The sequence below is a fragment of the Paenibacillus amylolyticus genome, assembly GCF_036894225.1.
GTDB lineage: Bacteria > Bacillota > Bacilli > Paenibacillales > Paenibacillaceae > Paenibacillus > Paenibacillus amylolyticus.
In genome coordinates, this window is record NZ_CP145892.1 from 2,043,682 (window position 1) to 2,060,920 (window position 17,239).

Below are 17,239 nucleotides of genomic sequence, written 5' to 3' on the forward strand. Positions count from 1 at the left end.
TTCCGGGGATGGAAAGATGGACGTCATGGTGTTTTTATAACAAAATACAGTGAAAATAGAGCTTTTTTATCGGCTTCCTCCTGTATTTTTCTGTTTTTCGACATAATCCGACCTATGCTTCTTCTATACTCGGATTGTCGCATAGACGATGAAATCATCATGACAGAATTTAAAAGTTATTTGTCCAATACATAACAGGGGGAACAACAATGAAAAAAGTATGGCAGGTGGTCATCATAGATATCCACCCCACCAGCATGCTCGGTACAAAATTGATTTTGGAAGAGCAGCAAGATCTGACGGTACGTGGCATGACTTCGACCGGAACAGAAGGGCTCGATCTGGTGAATATTCACCAGCCTGATCTGATTCTGATGGATTATCGTCTTCCGGAGGGTCAGGCAGATCAATATATTGCCCAGATGAAGAATCTGTCAGCTCACAGTCACATCATTATTTTGACGGATGAAGACAATGTGAAGCTGTTTCGTCATCTGATGAGCCTTGGTGCTAGCGGCATGTTATCCAAACAGGCTTCCCCTAGCCAGCTGATTCATCTGATCTCTGGATTGCGTGAGGGCCATGTGTCCATTCCATTGTCGTGGTTAAACAGTGCGGAGTGGGCGCAACCTGTGGAGTCTCCGACAGAAGCACGTGTCATTGAATTAACAGAAACCGAAACTTTTATCATGGAAAGAATTGTTCAGGGTGTAACCTATGATAAAATAGCGAATGAGATCAACGTTAGCAGACGTTCCATTGATAATTACCTGCGTAAAATATACGTGAAGCTGGAAGTGAGCAGTAGAGCACAGGCCATTGAACGTTATGCCTTGCATGCAAGACAAGTGAAGACGGGATCCTGACGAAACAGGTCTGTTCTTCCCATGATCACAACAGTTCGGTATGCATCCGGTCATATTCGATGGTGAGCAGGAATAGGTTGTAGGGCTGCGGACTGCGAGTACAGTTTCGGAATAGGGACGAAAGGGGAACGGATCGATGAAATATTTCTTTGCTTCCCGTACCAACAGGCTTTTGTCATCACCACTGAGGGATATACGTGAGATGTCTGGCAGGGATTATTTCATTTCTCTGGCGGAAGAATTGCCTGCGGAGGAGTTGTTTCCTTTCAAATTGTTGGAAGAAGCAGCGGTGTCTGTCTTTAGTTCAGGCCCTTCCGCATTGCAATATGGAGAGCCAGCAGGCTACACACCCCTAAGAGAGTGGTTGAACAAAGACTGGAATGCACGCAAAGGCATACGAACGGTACCCGAGCAGATTCTGTTGACCACTGGTACCCAGCAGGCCATCGATCTGGTGATGCGTCTATTGCTTGAGCCAGGAGATTCTGTACTGGTTGAACATCCCACATCTCCAGGCTGTCTTGAGGTATTGGAGATGCAAGGAGCCAAGATTGTGCCCGTAATGGGTGATCGGGACGGCATACTGCCAGACCTTTTGGAGCATCACATGCAGCAGGTTAGACCGAAGCTGCTTTTTGCTGCACCCAGTTTCTCGAATCCGACCGGTGCTTTGTGGAGTATGGAGCGGCGGGAGGCTGTCCTTGAACTGTGTTCGCGCTATGGTGTACTGCTTGTGGAAGATGATTCTTACGGGGAGCTCCATTTTGATGGCCTTGAGCCAACGGAATTCTATCGTAAATATCCTTCACTCTTTGCACTGGATACTGCCGATCAGGGTGGACATGTTCTCTACATTGGTTCATTCAGCAAAACGGTAGCGCCCGCTCTTCGAACCGGATGGGCCGCTGGACATCCTGCGCTGATTCAGGCAATGGCCTCGGTTAAACGAATTGCAGATGGTCAGTCCAGTCCGATGAATCAGCGGCTGTTGTATCAATTGCTTGCTCATTCCCCTTTTCGTTGGAGTGATCACCTATCGATGTTGAATCGGGAGTATAAGACAAGACTCAAACTGATGCTTGAACTGTTAAAAAGGCCGGGCTGGAAAGGGTGTCAGTACAACATCCCTGAGGGCGGAATGTATCTGTGGGTACAGTTGCCGGAAGGGTTGGATAGTGGCGCTCTGCTTAAAGCGGCTTTGCCCAAAGGTGTATCTTTTCTTCCTGGATCACTATGCTCCACAGGTGTACAGGATCAACGTTACATCCGATTGAACTTTAGCCATCCGGGCCGGGATGAATTGCTGCTTGGCATGAACCTGATCAGTGAAGCCATTTCCGAATTTACGGCTCGTAGCTAAGTCAGATCAAAATAGATTTTGTAGCAAAAATTAAAATTGGTTCATGACCAAAGTGATTACGTTATTGCATCCACTAACATTTTTATATATAATATGAATTAATGAGTTGTTGGTTTCTTTATATAAGCTACAATGGTGGCCAGTTCAGGAAAAGCACTCATATATTTTATTTAACGGGGGAAAATTCAACATGTCTAATATTTTATTTGTTAAAGCAAATGACCGTCCTGCAGATCAAGCAGTCAGCGTTAAATTGTACGATGCATTCTTGAGCGCATACAAAGAGTCCCACCCAGGTGACACAGTTACTGAGTTGGATCTCTACAATACAGAATTCCCATTCTATGGTAACACTGCTATCACAGGTACTTACAAAGCAGCTAACGGTTTTGAACTGACAGCTGACGAGCAAAAAGCAGCTTCACTTGCAGCACAATTGCAAGATCAATTCCTGGCAGCTGACAAAGTTGTATTTGCATTCCCACTGTGGAACTTCACTGTTCCAGCTCCATTGGTAAACTACATTGCTTACCTGAGCCAAGCTGGTAAAACATTCAAATACACTGCTGAAGGTCCTGTAGGACTTGCTGGCGACAAAAAAGTAGCTTTGCTTAACGCACGTGGTGGCGTTTATTCCGAAGGCCCAATGGCAGCTGCTGAAATGTCCCTGAACTTCCTGAAAACAGTTCTCGGCTTGTGGGGCATTCAAAACCCTGAAGTGGTTATCGTTGAAGGACATAATGCTTCTGCAGATCGTGCTGAAGAAATCGTTACTGCAGGTCTGAAATTGGCTTCCGAAGTAGCAGTAAAATTCTAATAACAATCTTCTATATAGAACACATCAAAACACCTGTAGTCTCCAGTGGAGATTACAGGTGTTTTTTTTGTCTTCTCATTTTTCATATCACTTACTTCGAGTGGTTTCATATCAGATATGGCCTGTATTTTTTAAGTACTGCTCCGCTGTTTCAGCAATGTGTGCAAGGTCGTCCTTATTTACACCAGATACAGAATACGTTACATCGAGTTCATTAATGGTTCGTTCAATCATATCATTATCCTCAAGCATGTGTGCATGCTCGGTTAACGCCTGTACTCCCTTAATCGTCAAAATATACTTTCCACGGGAGAGGCGTTCAAACCAGCCATAATAATTTTTTTGCAGAATCGCTGCGGCAGAACCTACACCTGTCTGTCTGGCAAGGTTGGCTGGAGAGGCTTCTCCGTTCGTTCGTAGAGCGGATGCGACACGTAAAGCCTTCTCACGATATGCTGTGACCAGCTGTCTTCGTGTGCTGCCTCCCGTATTGTAGTCTCCGCTGCGTTCGTCGAATTCCTTGAGCAATCGTTTCCGCCGAACTCCGCTTTTACGGGCAACCTGATTGCGGCCAGTGGGGGGGATCAGGGCGGAGGGCTCGCACAATACATCAATCAGGGGAGCTTTGGTTTTGTAAAATGTGACAGTCAGCAGCCCCAGACCGAGCTGTCTGCATAGTGCGGTCAGTTCGCTCCAGCGTTGGTTTACGGCTCCACGTTTACTGCGATTGCGCTCGACGGCCAGATACACGAACGGGCTAAGTTTCAAGCGCTGCATGCCCTGCAGCAACAAGGAGAGGTTAAATGTTTTTTTCATCTCCACAATGAGTGGTTCGTCCTGGTCCGGTCTGACTCCGACGAGGTCACAATGTCTGACTTCCGCCTTGACGTCGAAGCCACGCTGCTCGAAGAACGCCTTCACAGGCGAATATAATTCGGTTTCGTATTTCACTGCCATCGTCCGTGCTCCTTTCCAGAAGTGGCCTGTCTCTGACCATGTGTTGTCCGGTTTCCTGAATTTAGAACCCTCATTATATCATATTCGTTCTTTTTTTTCTGAAGGCACAAGATGTCTGATAGAACAGGGAAAAGCCAAAATTCGAAGCGGTTGATTGAAAAAAAGAGGTCAACTTATCCGAATTGCCGCATAGGTATGTAATACACTTTTCACAACAAAACAAGACGTTTGGACAGAGGGTGGCGGGACTACACAGGACCGCAAGATTGGTATTCAAGCAGGAGCCGCAATTCTATTGATTTCTTCATACCATTCGGAATGGTTGACAATCACACTAAAGGAGCCATGGGAGGTACCAAGCATGAATATTTTTGAACGCGTTGCGGAACATCGGGCAGAGAGTGACCGTTTGACATGGAACGGAACATTTGAAGATTATATTGCACTGCTGAGAGAGGACCCGACTCCGGCAATGACGGCTCACGCCAGAGTGTATGAGATGATTGAATCGTTTGGGGTGGAAGAAGTAGGTGGGCATAAGCGGTACAAGTTTTTTGAACAGGAGATCTTTGGGCTGGACCGTTCGATTGAAAAGTTGGTTGAAGAATACTTTCACTCGGCAGCACGCCGTCTGGATGTACGGAAGCGGATCTTGCTCCTGATGGGTCCTGTAAGTGGAGGGAAATCGACGCTGGTGACGCTGCTGAAGCGTGGGCTTGAACAGTTCTCGCGGACAGAGAAAGGTGCCATATACGCCATTGATGGATGCCCGATGCATGAGGAACCGCTGCATTTGATTCCGCTGGAGCTTCGTCCTGAAGTGGAAAAGGAAATTGGAGTCCGTATTGAGGGTAACCTTTGCCCATCCTGCCAGATGAGACTCCGTACCGAATATGGTGGTGATATCAGCAAGGTACCGGTGGAACGGGTCATTGTTTCCGAAGATAATCGCGTGGGAATAGGAACGTTCAGTCCATCCGATCCGAAATCACAGGATATTGCCGATCTGACGGGGAGTATCGACTTCTCCACCATTACGGAGTTTGGTTCCGAATCCGATCCACGTGCCTATCGTTTTGATGGGGAGTTGAACAAGGCGAACCGTGGGTTAATGGAGTTCCAGGAGATGTTGAAATGTGATGAGAAATTCCTATGGAATCTCCTGTCGCTCACGCAGGAAGGAAATTTCAAAGCAGGACGTTTTGCCTTAATCAGTGCGGATGAAATGATTGTGGCGCATACGAATGAATCGGAGTATAAGTCTTTTATCTCCAACAAGAAGAATGAGGCACTGCAATCCCGGATGATTGTCATGCCGATTCCGTACAACTTGAAGGTATCCGAGGAAGAGAAAATCTATGCCAAGCTCATTCAGCAAAGTGACATGAAGCATGTTCATATTGCACCGCATGCACTGCGGACTGCAGCCATTTTTTCCATACTTACCCGCTTGAAGGAAACGAAGAAACAAGGCATGGATCTCGTTAAAAAAATGCGCATGTATGATGGTGAAGAAGTGGAAGGATACAAAGAAGCTGATCTGCGCGAGATGCAAAATGAGTATCTGGATGAAGGGATGTCCGGCATTGATCCACGGTATGTCATTAACCGGATCTCCAGTGCTTTGATTAAGCAAAATCTTCAGTGCATTAACGCGCTGGATATTCTGCGGGCGATCAAGGATGGTCTGGACCAACATGCCTCGATCACGAAGGAAGAGCGGGAGCGTTATCTGAACTTCATTGCTCTTGCACGCAAGGAGTATGATGAACTGGCCAAGAAGGAAGTGCAGAAAGCATTTGTTTACTCATTCGAGGAATCCGCAAGAACGTTATTCGAGAATTACCTCGATAACATTGAAGCATTCTGCAACTGGTCCAAGATGCGTGACCCGCTCACGGATGAAGAGATGGACCCGGATGAGCGTCTGATGCGATCCATAGAGGAACAGATCGGGATCTCCGAGAATGCAAAGAAAGCGTTCAGAGAAGAGATTCTGATCCGAATCTCGGCATACTCCCGCAAGGAGCGCAAGTTTGAATACAGTAGCCATGACCGTTTGCGTGAAGCGATTGAGAAAAAGTTGTTCACCGATCTGAAAGATATTGTCAAGATCACAACCTCAACCAAAACACCGGATGCAACACAATTGAAACGTATGAATGAAGTCATTAAACGCTTAATTGAGGAACATGGATACACTGCAGCCAGCGCGAATGAACTGTTACGTTATGTGGGTAGTCTGCTTAATCGCTAATCGGCAACGAACCATTCCGGATCAGGCTCCTGATGCCTGTTGTGACGCTCCTTCACAGCAGGGTCAGGGCCTTTTTAATTACATGAAGGTCATATTAGTCTAAAAAGCTGACAAATAAGGTTAATTTTAAAGAGAATTAGTTCTAATGGTATATGTATATTTAGGTATTTTAGTCTATAATCAATACATATATTTACAATTTAAAGTAATTTAGTGTTTATTAAGGAGCTGACTGAACCAGATATGAGCAGTATTTCCGCAACAAGACAGAAGCAACTTGATTACATGGGATTAACCGCAGGGGATCTAAAACTGCTTGCCGATCATCGGCCTGTTTTTAAAAAAGTCGTTAATGAAGTGGTGGATCATTTCTACAATCATGTGGGGAATTATCCTGAATTGGTAGATCTGATCGCTCGATTCTCTACCATTGATCGTCTAAAAGAAACACAGAAGATGTACTGGTTATCAATGACGGATGGAATCGTGGACGACGCATATATTGAGCAACGGATTGCGATTGGACTTGTGCATTCACGGATTGGTCTGTCTGAAGATTATTATCTGGGTACCTATATGGTCTACCTGGATATTGCAACGAGCATATTCCAACAGGTTATCCCTGATTCCTGGCATCTTGTCATTCAAGCGCTCAGCAAAATGTTTAATCTGGATTCACAGCTTGTCCTTGAAGCCTATGAGAAGAAAGAAAAAGAAAAGTTACATCAGCTTGCCGATGACCAACAACATACATTACAGGCAATTACGCAGATTACCCAAGAGCTTACAGGCATGATTAGTGAATTAAATGAAAGTGCAATGGCGATATCAAATGTAGCCAAAGAAACAGCGGCTTCTCAGGATCAGGCTCAGGTTATGCTTACCGAATTAACAGGAGAGATCCAGCAGATCGGAAAAATGGGTGAACTCATTCGCGAGATATCGGATCAGAGTCATCTTGTCGGCCTGAACGCAGCGATTGAAGCTGCTCATGCAGGAGAGTTTGGACGTGGCTTCGAAGTAGTCGCTAGTGAGGTGCGCAAGCTTGCAGCCAGTTCCCGGGATGCCCAGGGTAAGATTCAGTCTAATCTGGAGCAGATCATGAAGAAACTGAGCAGTGTGCAGCAGGAGTCGGATCATACGTCTCGCGGAGCACGTAGCCAAGCTTCACGCTCGGCTGAACTCGCTGTATTTGCAACAACAATGGAGAAACTGTCTCTGGATTTGAAGAATCTGGAACAGCAGGAATAGAGCTTAAAAGCATTAGGAACCTTCCATACCGTTTCAGGCTGTTTTAAGCTATAATGGGTAGACAAACCTGCCGATGTTATAGAAAATGCAGCCGGAGACAGGGGATTCGAAAGAGGTTGAGGTGATCAGATGGCTTCTATCCATGATGTAGCCAAGGAAGCGGGAGTATCTGTTGCAACCGTTTCCAAAGTGATAAACGATTATCCTGATGTAAGTGAAAAAACACGCAAAAAAGTCAATATAGCCATCGAATTATTGAAATATCAACCCAATGTGGTCGCACGTGGACTTGTCAAACGCCGTTCATGGACGGTGGGAGTACTGTTAACGGTTCCGTTTACGAACCCTTTTGTGTCGGAGTTGCTGGAAGGGATCAAGACAGCGCTGGAGAACAGTGGATATGACCTGGTCCGGTTGTCTACTCGATTCGATGATCCGGCGTACTCGTTTATCAAACATTGCCGCAGTCGTAATGTGGATGGCGTTGTGGTATTCGGGGAAGGCAGAGAAAATGCGAGTATTCAGGAACTGGTGGATGCAGAGATTCCAACGATGTTTGTTGATACGGACATGTTGGGCAAACGTGCTGGTTACATTACTACGGATAACGCGAACGGAATCTCGATGGGTGTCAAACATCTGCATGAGCTTGGGCACCGCAAAATTGCCTATATCTCAGGGACACTTGGACCTGCTGTAGCCAATCTGCGACTGGAAGGATATCGGGAAGGGCTACGAGAATGCGGCATCCCGTATTCTACGGTATATCTGGAGATCTGCGATTATTCCTTCGACGGGGGAAGCAAGGCTGCCCGGCGATTGCTGGCACTTCAGGATCAACCAACGGGAATTGTCTGTGCATCAGACATGTCTGCCTTTGGTGCGATTCATGAAATTGAAAAGCATGGACTGAGTGTACCAGAAGATATCTCGGTTGTCGGGTTCGATAACACGTATTATGCTGAGGTATTCAAACCGGGGTTGACCACGGTGAATCAGAATATCTATTCCATTGGCATTAAGTCCATTGAATATCTGATTGCCATGATCGAGAATCCATCTTATTCTCCTCCTGTGGTGACGGAACCTTCCAATCTGGTCATCCGTCAGACGACAGCACCTTTAAAAGCTTAGAAACGTAAATAGTAAAGATGTTTACACGAAGCACAGCTAATAAGCTGTGCTTTTTGTCGTTATACATCTCATTTGGAAACATATGGTTGATGGAGTGGTGCAAGTCCTATAGTTTAACGGGTAAACAAAGTTTACTGGCAATCGTATAATGAAAGTGCTTACAATTTTCTGTCCATTTGCATCTATCCATCCTGTATAACGATCTTGTAAAGGGCTGGCACGTGGCAGAGCAAAGGTTATTCTTCACAAACAACGAACCAAGGAGGAGATCGGATGCATTTGAGAAAATGGTGGAGCTTGTGCTTGTCGGCTGTATTGATCTTCAGTTTGTTCCCAAGTGTGGGAACCGGAGGGGCACGTGCTTCGGCAGCGGACGTTAAGACTGGCGATGATGAAGTACTGTTCAAGGCTGATTTTGAAGATGGTGTGTTGGGACAATGGCGTCCACGTGCAAGTGAAAAGCTTGATATCGTAACGCAAGTAGGTCATGACAGTACACGCAGCCTGAGAACCTCTTCACGTACCGAAACGTTCCATGGACCCTTAGTTGAAGTGCTGGATCATGTACAGAAGGGCAGCACAGTTCATATTTCATTTTGGGCCATGTACGATGAAGGGCCGGACAGTCAGGTCCTTAACGGTGCACTCGAGAAAGAATACAATAAAGACGCTTCGAGTCTTGAATATGCTACCTTTGCCTCCGCTACCTTGAACAAAGGACAGTGGAAAAAAGTCGAGGCCGATGTGGTGATTCCCGAAGAAAATAGTGGCATCACCGGATTCCGCATGTATGTGGAGACACCATGGAAGACGTCAGCGGAAGTGACGCCGTCAGATACGATTTCATTTTACGTGGATGATGTTCTGATTACGGCTGCTCAGAAAATTGAAATTGAGAAGGATATTCCGAATCTGGTCGATATCGTGGGACAAAATTACGCAATGGGAGCTGCCATCAACCAGTCTGCACTAGACGCGGAAAACCAGCATTCCCAGTTGTTGACGAAACACTTTAATAGTATTACAGCGGACAATTTTATGAAAATGGATGCGATGCAGCCCAAGGAAGGAGAGTTTGTCTGGTCAGAGACAGATCGCTTGGTGAAGTTTGCCGAAGCAAATGACATGGAAATCAGAGGTCATACGCTGTTATGGCATAGTCAGGTGCCGAATTGGTTCTTTACTGATCCGAATGATGCATCGAAACCTGCCACGAGGGAACAGTTGCTTGCGCGGATGAAAACCCATATTCAAACCATCGTGACCCGGTACAAAGGAAAGGTTCATACATGGGATGTCGTCAATGAAGTCATCTCAGACGGAGGCGGCTTGCGGAATGAGGCCAGTAATTCCAAGTGGAGAGATATTATTGGGGATGTAGATGGCGACGGAGATGACAGTGATTACATTGAGCTGGCTTTCCGTTATGCACGTGAGGCTGACCCCGATGCTGTACTGGTGATTAATGACTATGGAATGGAGGGCAATGGAAACAAGGTGAATGATATGGTGAAGCTTGTAGAGAAGCTGCTTGCCAAAGGAACACCGATTGATGCAGTTGGATTCCAGATGCATGTATCCATGTACGGACCGGATGTAAAGCTCATTCGTGAGGCTTTTGAGAAAGTGATCGCTCTTGGTGTAAATGTACAGGTTACAGAGCTGGACGTTTCGATCTATTCAAGTAATTCCGAGTTGGAGATGCCTGTAACAGATGAATTAATGCTGCAACAAGCCTATCGTTATCGTGAGCTATTCGACCTGTTCGACGAATTGGGAAAACGCGGCGTAATGGACAGTGTTACAGTATGGGGACTTGCGGATGATGGTACATGGCTTGACAATCATCCAGTCAAAGGACGCAAAGATGCACCATTGTTATTTGATCGTAAATTAAAAGCAAAACCGGCATTTTGGGCACTGGTGGACCCTACCACCCTTCCGATCTATCGTAATGAATGGACAGCATTGAAGGCCAGCCCTTCTTTCCCGAACCACAAAGGACAGGAAGATATTCTTTGGGGTGCTGTGAAAGGACTCGAAATTAATCATCTGGCAGATGGTACATCTGCGGTTACGGGTGAGGCTCGTATGATGTGGGATGCCAAAAAGGTGAATTTACGAGTGGAAGTGAAGGATACCACACGTCGCAAAGGGGATCAGGTGCAGGTTTTCCTCGCGGAAGAAGTCAAGGGGACAGGCGCTGCAACTTCTGAAGCTGATCTGTCTGCCAAGAAGAAAAATCCGCCGTCTGCAAATGGTCAATATACATTTAAACGGGATGGCGGTAAAGGCAAAGATAAAAATACTTACAACGTACAGGAGACAAAAACCGGGTATGTTGTATACGCATCACTGCCTATGTCAGCTGCTTTACTTACCGAAGGCCAGGTCTTGTCTCTGGATTTTCGGATTACGGATGAATATGCTGCTGGAAAGACAGCGACCATTGTTTGGAATGATATTTCCAATCAACAGCCGGACAAACCAGCCAACCGGGGCAAACTGAAGCTCGGTTCTGTTTTGAAACAAACCAAGGTCACTTATGGCAAACCTGTCATTGATGCAAAAAAGGATAACGTCTGGAAAAAGGCTGCATCTGTTAAAACGGATGTCTGGGTAGTCGGAAACGCCGGTGCAACGGCGACTGCACAGCTGTTATGGGATGAGAAATACCTGTACGTATTGGCAGATGTGAAAGATCCTTTGCGAAGCAAATTAAGTTCTAATGCACATGAGCAGGATTCAATCGAGATTTTTATCGACCCGAGCAAAGATCAGACAACATTCTATCAGGAGGATGACGCCCAGTACCGGGTCAATTTTGATAATGAGGCTTCTTTTGGTGGAAATGCACGGAAAGAAAGTTTCAAATCAGCTACCCGATTAACAAGCGGAGGTTATACAGTTGAAGTGGCAATCCCACTAGACAGCGTTCGTGCTGAAGGGCAAAGATGGATTGGGTTTGACCTTCAAGTTAATGATGATGGCGCTGGGGATGGCAAGCGAAGCAGTGTGTCCATCTGGAGTGATTCATCAGGTAATTCTTATCAAGATACTTCCGGCTTCGGCAGTCTGTTACTGACTCGTAAATAGAATATTTAGTTGTGAATTAGAATATAAGAATGTTAGCTATTCAACATTGTATATCTGGAAATAAGTGTTGATTTTAAAGGCTGGGACGTTTAGACTATATACATTCATATAAACGGGTTCCAATGTATGACAACGGCTTCAACTAAGTCTGTTGTCACGAGTCAAATGATGCGGAGGGAGTGCCTGTCATCCAGACAGCGCACTCGCTTCTTTTTTACATTTTTGCATACATACAAGGCATTTCCCGGTTGAAAGGACAGAGTGAGTGGAGCACCTACATGGCACGTACAACTTAGAACTTGTTATTTTATCCTATATTATTGCATCGTTAGCTTCATACGCTGCCCTTGACCTTGCAGGCCGTGTAAGTCAGGCTAACGGGATGGCGAGGAATGTATGGCTTACCTGCGGTGCAGTATCGATGGGGCTAGGAATCTGGTCCATGCATTTCGTAGGTATGCTAGCTTTTGTTCTGCCTACGCAAGTCTCCTATTCCACCGGTAAGGTTGTTTTATCTGTTCTACTTGCTATTGTCGCATCGGGGGTGGCCTTGAACATTGCGGGTACACAATCGGGCAGGATAAGCAAGCTCATGATTGCTGGAGTACTGATGACGGCAGGGATCAGCTCGATGCATTATGTGGGAATGGCAGCGATGTCAATTCCGGTTACGTATGAACCAGGCAGAGTGGTGTTATCTATTCTGATTGCAGCGCTTGCTTCATTTGCGGCATTGTGGCTCATGTTTTTCTTCCGTTATCATCAATCAAGACATACCTGGGTTTACAAGATGGGCAGCGGTCTCATTATGGGTATTGGAATCTCTGGCATGCATTATACCGGGATGTCAGCCGCACATTTCCATCATTCACATGGCTCGATGGTAAGTTCAGGTATGCAGATTGAGCCAGGTATTCTCGCCTACTTGATCGCATCGGGCACATTTATTGCTCTGGGCTTGACGTTGTTTGGCATATTTATCAATCAGCGAATGTCACAGAAAGATCGACGGATTCATGAGAATGAGCAATGGTATCAGGCCCTGTATCATAACCATTCGGATGCTATTATTTCAGTGAACAAGGAAGGTATTGTTAAAGGGATTAATGCTGCTGTAACAACAATCACCGGATATCCTGAAAAAGAGGTCATGGATCGTTCCATTGATGAGATCGCTCAGCAAATCGATATAGAGTGGATAAGTGAATTTGATTCCATCGATTGGGATGATCATGGGCTGGAGCAGGCGCACTACATGGCCAAAATGAGAGATGTACAGGGTGAACTTCTGGACCTTAGTATTGTTGTAGTTCCTGTTGTCATTGATGGCAGACATGTGGGAAGTCACATTTTGATCAAAGACGTAACGGAGGAGAAGCAGGCTCAGGAGAAGATTCGTCACCAAGCTTTGCATGATCCGTTGACGGGGCTGCCCAATCGGCGCAAGTTGGATGATGTGCTGGCTTGTACGATTAACGATTCAGCAGAAAAAGGGAACTCTTTTGCCGTTATGGTTATGGATATAGATCGTTTCAAGATGATTAATGACTCGCTGGGACATTCCATTGGAGATGTATTTCTAAGAGAAGTGAGCAACCGGATCATGAAAGCCATAGAAGCTTCTGATCCCTTGGCTATGGAGAATGTCATGCTGGCCCGGATGGGCGGGGACGAGTTCACACTCGTTGTGACCCAGGGTCAAGCGACAGAAGTAAGAGTGGCAGAACTTGCAAAACAGATTGTTGAAGCCATTCAGTTACCTTATCGACTGAAGGAGAATGACTTTTACGTAACCGCCAGCATTGGAATTGCGATGTATCCGGATCATGGAGTGGGTGTGGATGCTTTGCTGAAACATGCGGACTCCGCCATGTATGAAGTGAAGAAAAACGGCAAAAATGGTTTCCAATTCTACACGGCCCAACTGGATTCGGAACTATATGAACGCATTGAGCTGGAGGGTTATCTTCGTAAAGCGTTGGAACGCGATGAGATGGTCCTGTACTATCAACCACAGATTCGTACCGAGGATAGCCGCATGATTGGTGTGGAGGCTCTTATACGTTGGAACCATCCACTCAAAGGTCTGCTCGCACCCAATGTGTTTATCCCGCTTGCAGAAGAGACAGGCATGATCTATGAGATTGGCAATTGGACGCTGCGGGAAGCATGCAGGCAGATGAAACTCTGGCATGCCAGTGGCGGACCACTCATTCCGGTATCGGTTAACTTGTCCAGCCAGCAGTTCCACCAATCCAACTTGGTAGAACAGGTCAAGAATGCACTCTTTGAGACAGGGCTGGATGCTCGATATCTGGAACTGGAAATAACAGAGAGCATGATGATGGATGCAGCCGTATCCACGGCGATTCTTAATGAACTGACAGCACTGGGTGTCAAGATCAGCCTGGATGATTTCGGTACGGGATACAGCTCACTCAGTTATCTGAAGCATTTCCCGATTCACAAGCTCAAGATTGATCGTTCGTTTGTGACGGACATTACAGAGAGTCACAGTGATCAAGCCATTGTGGCGACCATTATATCGATGGCACAGAATCTCAAGATGGAAGTGATTGCGGAAGGCATTGAGACGAAAGGCCAACTGGATATTCTGATGCAGAATGACTGCCGCGAGATTCAGGGATATTATTTCAGTCGGCCACTGCCGGCAAGTGAAGTGGAGCATGATTTTTTTGTGCCGCTGCGATTGCAGGGTAATGGTACACCGCCGGCACCATCCTAATTTTATGTATGCCAAGCGGCAAGTCCCCGTTTATGTCGGGGACTTGCCGCTTTTTTTATGTCTTATCTTTTATTAATCATTAAACTCATCCATGATAAGCACATTTATATTTTCGTTTCCTATAATGATAATCGAAAACCTTACATAAACTTGCGGTGGTGTTTCTTGCCATCATACGTAAACCAGATCGGTTTATCCTCGACACGTGTCTCCACATGTACGGTACGTCCCCAGAGGCGGTACAGATAAGGTAGGGTGCGTTCCATATATTTCAGATCCAGCTCAATGCCTTCATATTGATGTTTGAGCACGAGTTCTCCTGTCCGCAGATAATCAGCATCTTGCACGACCAAGTAAGGGGAGCCCCCGTTGACACGTGAAAATACGAGCTGATCCCGTATGTTCTCCCAGGACTTGTCGGTGATTTTCCAGTCCGGGCCTTTTTTCTCAAATACGTAGAGGTCCAGATCCTCGGTTAATTGCTTGGTCATGTAATTGCGGATAAAGGAGGTATCGGAATCGAATTCACGCACCTCGAACATTTTGGCACGACCTTGCCCTGGTTTGCGGCCCCAACGTTCCTGTTCTTCACGGTTTGGGTTATCCCAGCGCCGTTCAATATCCTCAAAGATCTTCAGTCCCAAATAATATGGATTCAGACTTTGTTTGGATGGCTGCACCACGGAGGAGTTGAGCTTCGCAAATTCGATCGTATCCTCACTGTTCAGATCGAGCTCACGGATAATGCGTTGATGCCAGTAGGATGCCCAGCCTTCGTTCATGATTTTGGTTTCCATCTGTGGCCAGAAATATAACATCTCCTCACGCATCATACTCATGATATCCCGCTGCCAGTCGGTCAACACTTCGGAGAATTCCTGAATAAACCACATGACATCCTTCTCCGGTTCAGGCGGAAAATGATGGACCTGAATACCTTCAGCGGGTGCTTCTTCGGTCTGCACGTCATCAAGTGACCACAGATCATCATAGCGGCCTTCCGGCCGTGGTTTTTTCTCACCGCGCTGCTCCCGCATTTTCATCTCCATGTAGCGTTGTTTGTCCAAATGGCGGGGTTTAATCAGCTGTGGGTCCACATGTTCCTGAATTGCGATCACGGCATCGATAAATGCTTCAACCGCTTCCGTTCCGTATTCCATCTCATAATTGCTGATCCGATCCGCCGTAGCGGCCATGCTTTCGACCATATTACGGTTGGATTTGGAGAAGCGGGCATTGTTTTTGAAAAAATCGCAGTGGGCCAATACGTGGGCTACGATCAATTTGTTCTGAATCAGGGAATTGCCATCCAGCAAGAAGGCATAACAAGGGTTGGAGTTGATGACAAGCTCATAAATTTTACTGAGTCCAAAATCGTATTGCATTTTCATCTTATGAAATGTTTTGCCAAAGCTCCAGTGGCTGAATCTGGTCGGCATGCCGTAGGCTCCAAATGTATAAATAATATCCGATGGGCAGATTTCGTACCGCATGGGGTAATAGTCCAGACCAAAACCATTGGCAATCTCCATAATCTCGGCAATAGCGTATTCTAGGTCGCGGATCTCATCTGTCATCTAACGCTGCCTCCTTCCCGTTTCTGGAAAAAGCTACGCAAAGCTTTGTACACTTCGCCTTTTTCTTTGATCACATAATACATGAACTGATCCATCTTGATATGACGGTAAGCCGACATCAGTGTGCTGCTGCGGTTGTACTGATTCACTTCGCCGTATCCAAACATGTTGCTACGCTTCATTAACTCGCCGATCAGCTTCACACACCGTTCGTTATCCGAGGTCAGATTATCCCCGTCAGAGAAGTGAAAAGGGTAGATGTTGTAGCTTGAAGGTGGATAACGACTGTCAATAATATCCAGTGCCTTCATATATACAGAGGAGCAGATGGTGCCTCCGCTCTCGCCACGGGTAAAGAACTCTTCTTCGGTTACTTCCTTGGCTTCCGTATGATGGGCGAGGAAAACAATCTCAACTTTCTCATACTGACGGCGTAGAAAACGGGTCATCCAGAAGAAAAAGCTGCGCGCGCAGTATTTCTCAAACGAACCCATGGACCCGGATGTATCCATCATGGCAATAATAACGGCATTGGATTGTGGAATGATTTTGTCTTCCCATGTCTTGTAGCGCAGGTCATCTGGACTGATGTGATGGATGCCTGGCGTACCAGTCGTTGCATTGCGACGCAGATTCTCCAGAATGGTACGTTTCTTGTCAATATTGGACTGCATGCCTTTTTTGCGAATATCGTTGAAAACTACCGTATGTGTCTCAATCAGGTCTTTATCTTTCTGCTTCAGATCGGGTAATTCCAGCTCAGCGAAGAGCATATCTTCCAATTCCTCAATACTCACTTCGGCTTCCACAATATCATGACCAGGCTGATCACCAGCTTTTTCGCCTTTGCCGGGTTTCTGCGAAGCAGAGGGATCCCGACCGATGACGTCTCCGACCTGACTGTCACCGTCTCCTTGACCGACATGTTTTTGCTTCTGGTAGTTATACACAAAACGGTACTCATCCAGACTGCGGATTGGTACCTTGATGATTTGTTTTCCATCAGACATGATGATGTTTTCTTCCGTAATCAGATCAGGCAGATTCTGCTTGATGACATCTTTCACCTTTTGCTGATGGCGCTGTTGGTCCTGGTACCCTTTGCGGTGAAGCGACCAATCTTCCTTCGACACAACGAACGAGTAAGGCTGGTGTGAATTTGACATGTAGGCACCCCC

At 46.2% G+C, this 17,239-nt stretch carries 11 protein-coding genes; 8 read left to right on the forward strand and 3 right to left on the reverse strand.

The features are described from left to right. Positions 1 to 209: 209 nt before the first annotated feature. From V6668_RS09330 to V6668_RS09340, 3 genes are all read left to right on the forward strand, one after another. Positions 210 to 866 (forward strand): response regulator transcription factor, encoded by a 657-nt coding sequence (locus V6668_RS09330; RefSeq protein ID WP_017689577.1) that lies wholly within the window; start codon positions 210 to 212, stop codon positions 864 to 866. A gap of 136 nt (positions 867 to 1,002) precedes the next feature. Further along, positions 1,003 to 2,226: a PLP-dependent aminotransferase family protein gene (locus tag V6668_RS09335; RefSeq protein ID WP_036610015.1), complete on the forward strand. Its 1,224-nt coding sequence runs from the start codon at positions 1,003 to 1,005 to the stop codon at positions 2,224 to 2,226. 190 nt (positions 2,227 to 2,416) lie between these two features. Continuing rightward, the gene (locus V6668_RS09340) at positions 2,417 to 3,043 is read left to right on the forward strand and encodes an FMN-dependent NADH-azoreductase (protein ID WP_036610012.1); all 627 of its coding nucleotides are present in this window, start codon (positions 2,417 to 2,419) and stop codon (positions 3,041 to 3,043) included. Between the two features lie 111 nt (positions 3,044 to 3,154). Here V6668_RS09340 and V6668_RS09345 read toward each other — a convergent pair whose 3' ends face one another. Then, complete coding sequence (locus V6668_RS09345) at positions 3,155 to 4,000, reverse strand: DUF2161 domain-containing phosphodiesterase (RefSeq protein ID WP_338708233.1); 846 nt, start codon at positions 3,998 to 4,000, stop codon at positions 3,155 to 3,157. Between the two features lie 361 nt (positions 4,001 to 4,361). Here V6668_RS09345 and V6668_RS09350 point away from each other — a divergent pair, with 361 nt between their 5' ends. From V6668_RS09350 to V6668_RS09370, 5 genes are all read left to right on the forward strand, one after another. Then, on the forward strand, positions 4,362 to 6,257 hold the full coding sequence (locus V6668_RS09350) for a PrkA family serine protein kinase (protein WP_036669848.1): 1,896 nt from the start codon (positions 4,362 to 4,364) through the stop codon (positions 6,255 to 6,257). Positions 6,258 to 6,500: 243 nt separating this feature from the next. Then, entirely contained in the window at positions 6,501 to 7,508 is a 1,008-nt protein-coding gene (locus tag V6668_RS09355; protein ID WP_338708234.1) for a globin-coupled sensor protein, read from the forward strand. A gap of 129 nt (positions 7,509 to 7,637) precedes the next feature. Continuing rightward, positions 7,638 to 8,642 carry a LacI family DNA-binding transcriptional regulator gene (locus tag V6668_RS09360; RefSeq protein ID WP_017689571.1) on the forward strand — a complete coding sequence of 335 codons (1,005 nt, stop codon included), beginning with the start codon at positions 7,638 to 7,640 and terminating at the stop codon, positions 8,640 to 8,642. Between the two features lie 273 nt (positions 8,643 to 8,915). Beyond that, a complete protein-coding gene (locus V6668_RS09365; RefSeq protein ID WP_338708235.1) occupies positions 8,916 to 11,738 on the forward strand; it encodes an endo-1,4-beta-xylanase in 2,823 nt (940 codons plus the stop codon). A 265-nt stretch (positions 11,739 to 12,003) separates the two neighbouring features. Further along, positions 12,004 to 14,484 carry an EAL domain-containing protein gene (locus V6668_RS09370; RefSeq protein WP_338708236.1) on the forward strand — a complete coding sequence of 827 codons (2,481 nt, stop codon included), beginning with the start codon at positions 12,004 to 12,006 and terminating at the stop codon, positions 14,482 to 14,484. Between the two features lie 140 nt (positions 14,485 to 14,624). Here the strand turns inward: V6668_RS09370 and V6668_RS09375 are convergent, their stop codons facing one another. Both V6668_RS09375 and yhbH read right to left on the reverse strand, forming a co-directional pair. Then, positions 14,625 to 16,061, reverse strand: a complete 1,437-nt coding sequence (locus V6668_RS09375) for a SpoVR family protein (RefSeq protein ID WP_338708237.1) — start codon at positions 16,059 to 16,061, stop codon at positions 14,625 to 14,627. Further along, positions 16,058 to 17,227 (reverse strand): sporulation protein YhbH, encoded by a 1,170-nt coding sequence (gene yhbH / locus V6668_RS09380; protein WP_036609998.1) that lies wholly within the window; start codon positions 17,225 to 17,227, stop codon positions 16,058 to 16,060. The genes V6668_RS09375 and yhbH overlap by 4 nt, the downstream gene beginning before the upstream one ends. Between the last annotated feature and the right edge of the window lie 12 nt (positions 17,228 to 17,239).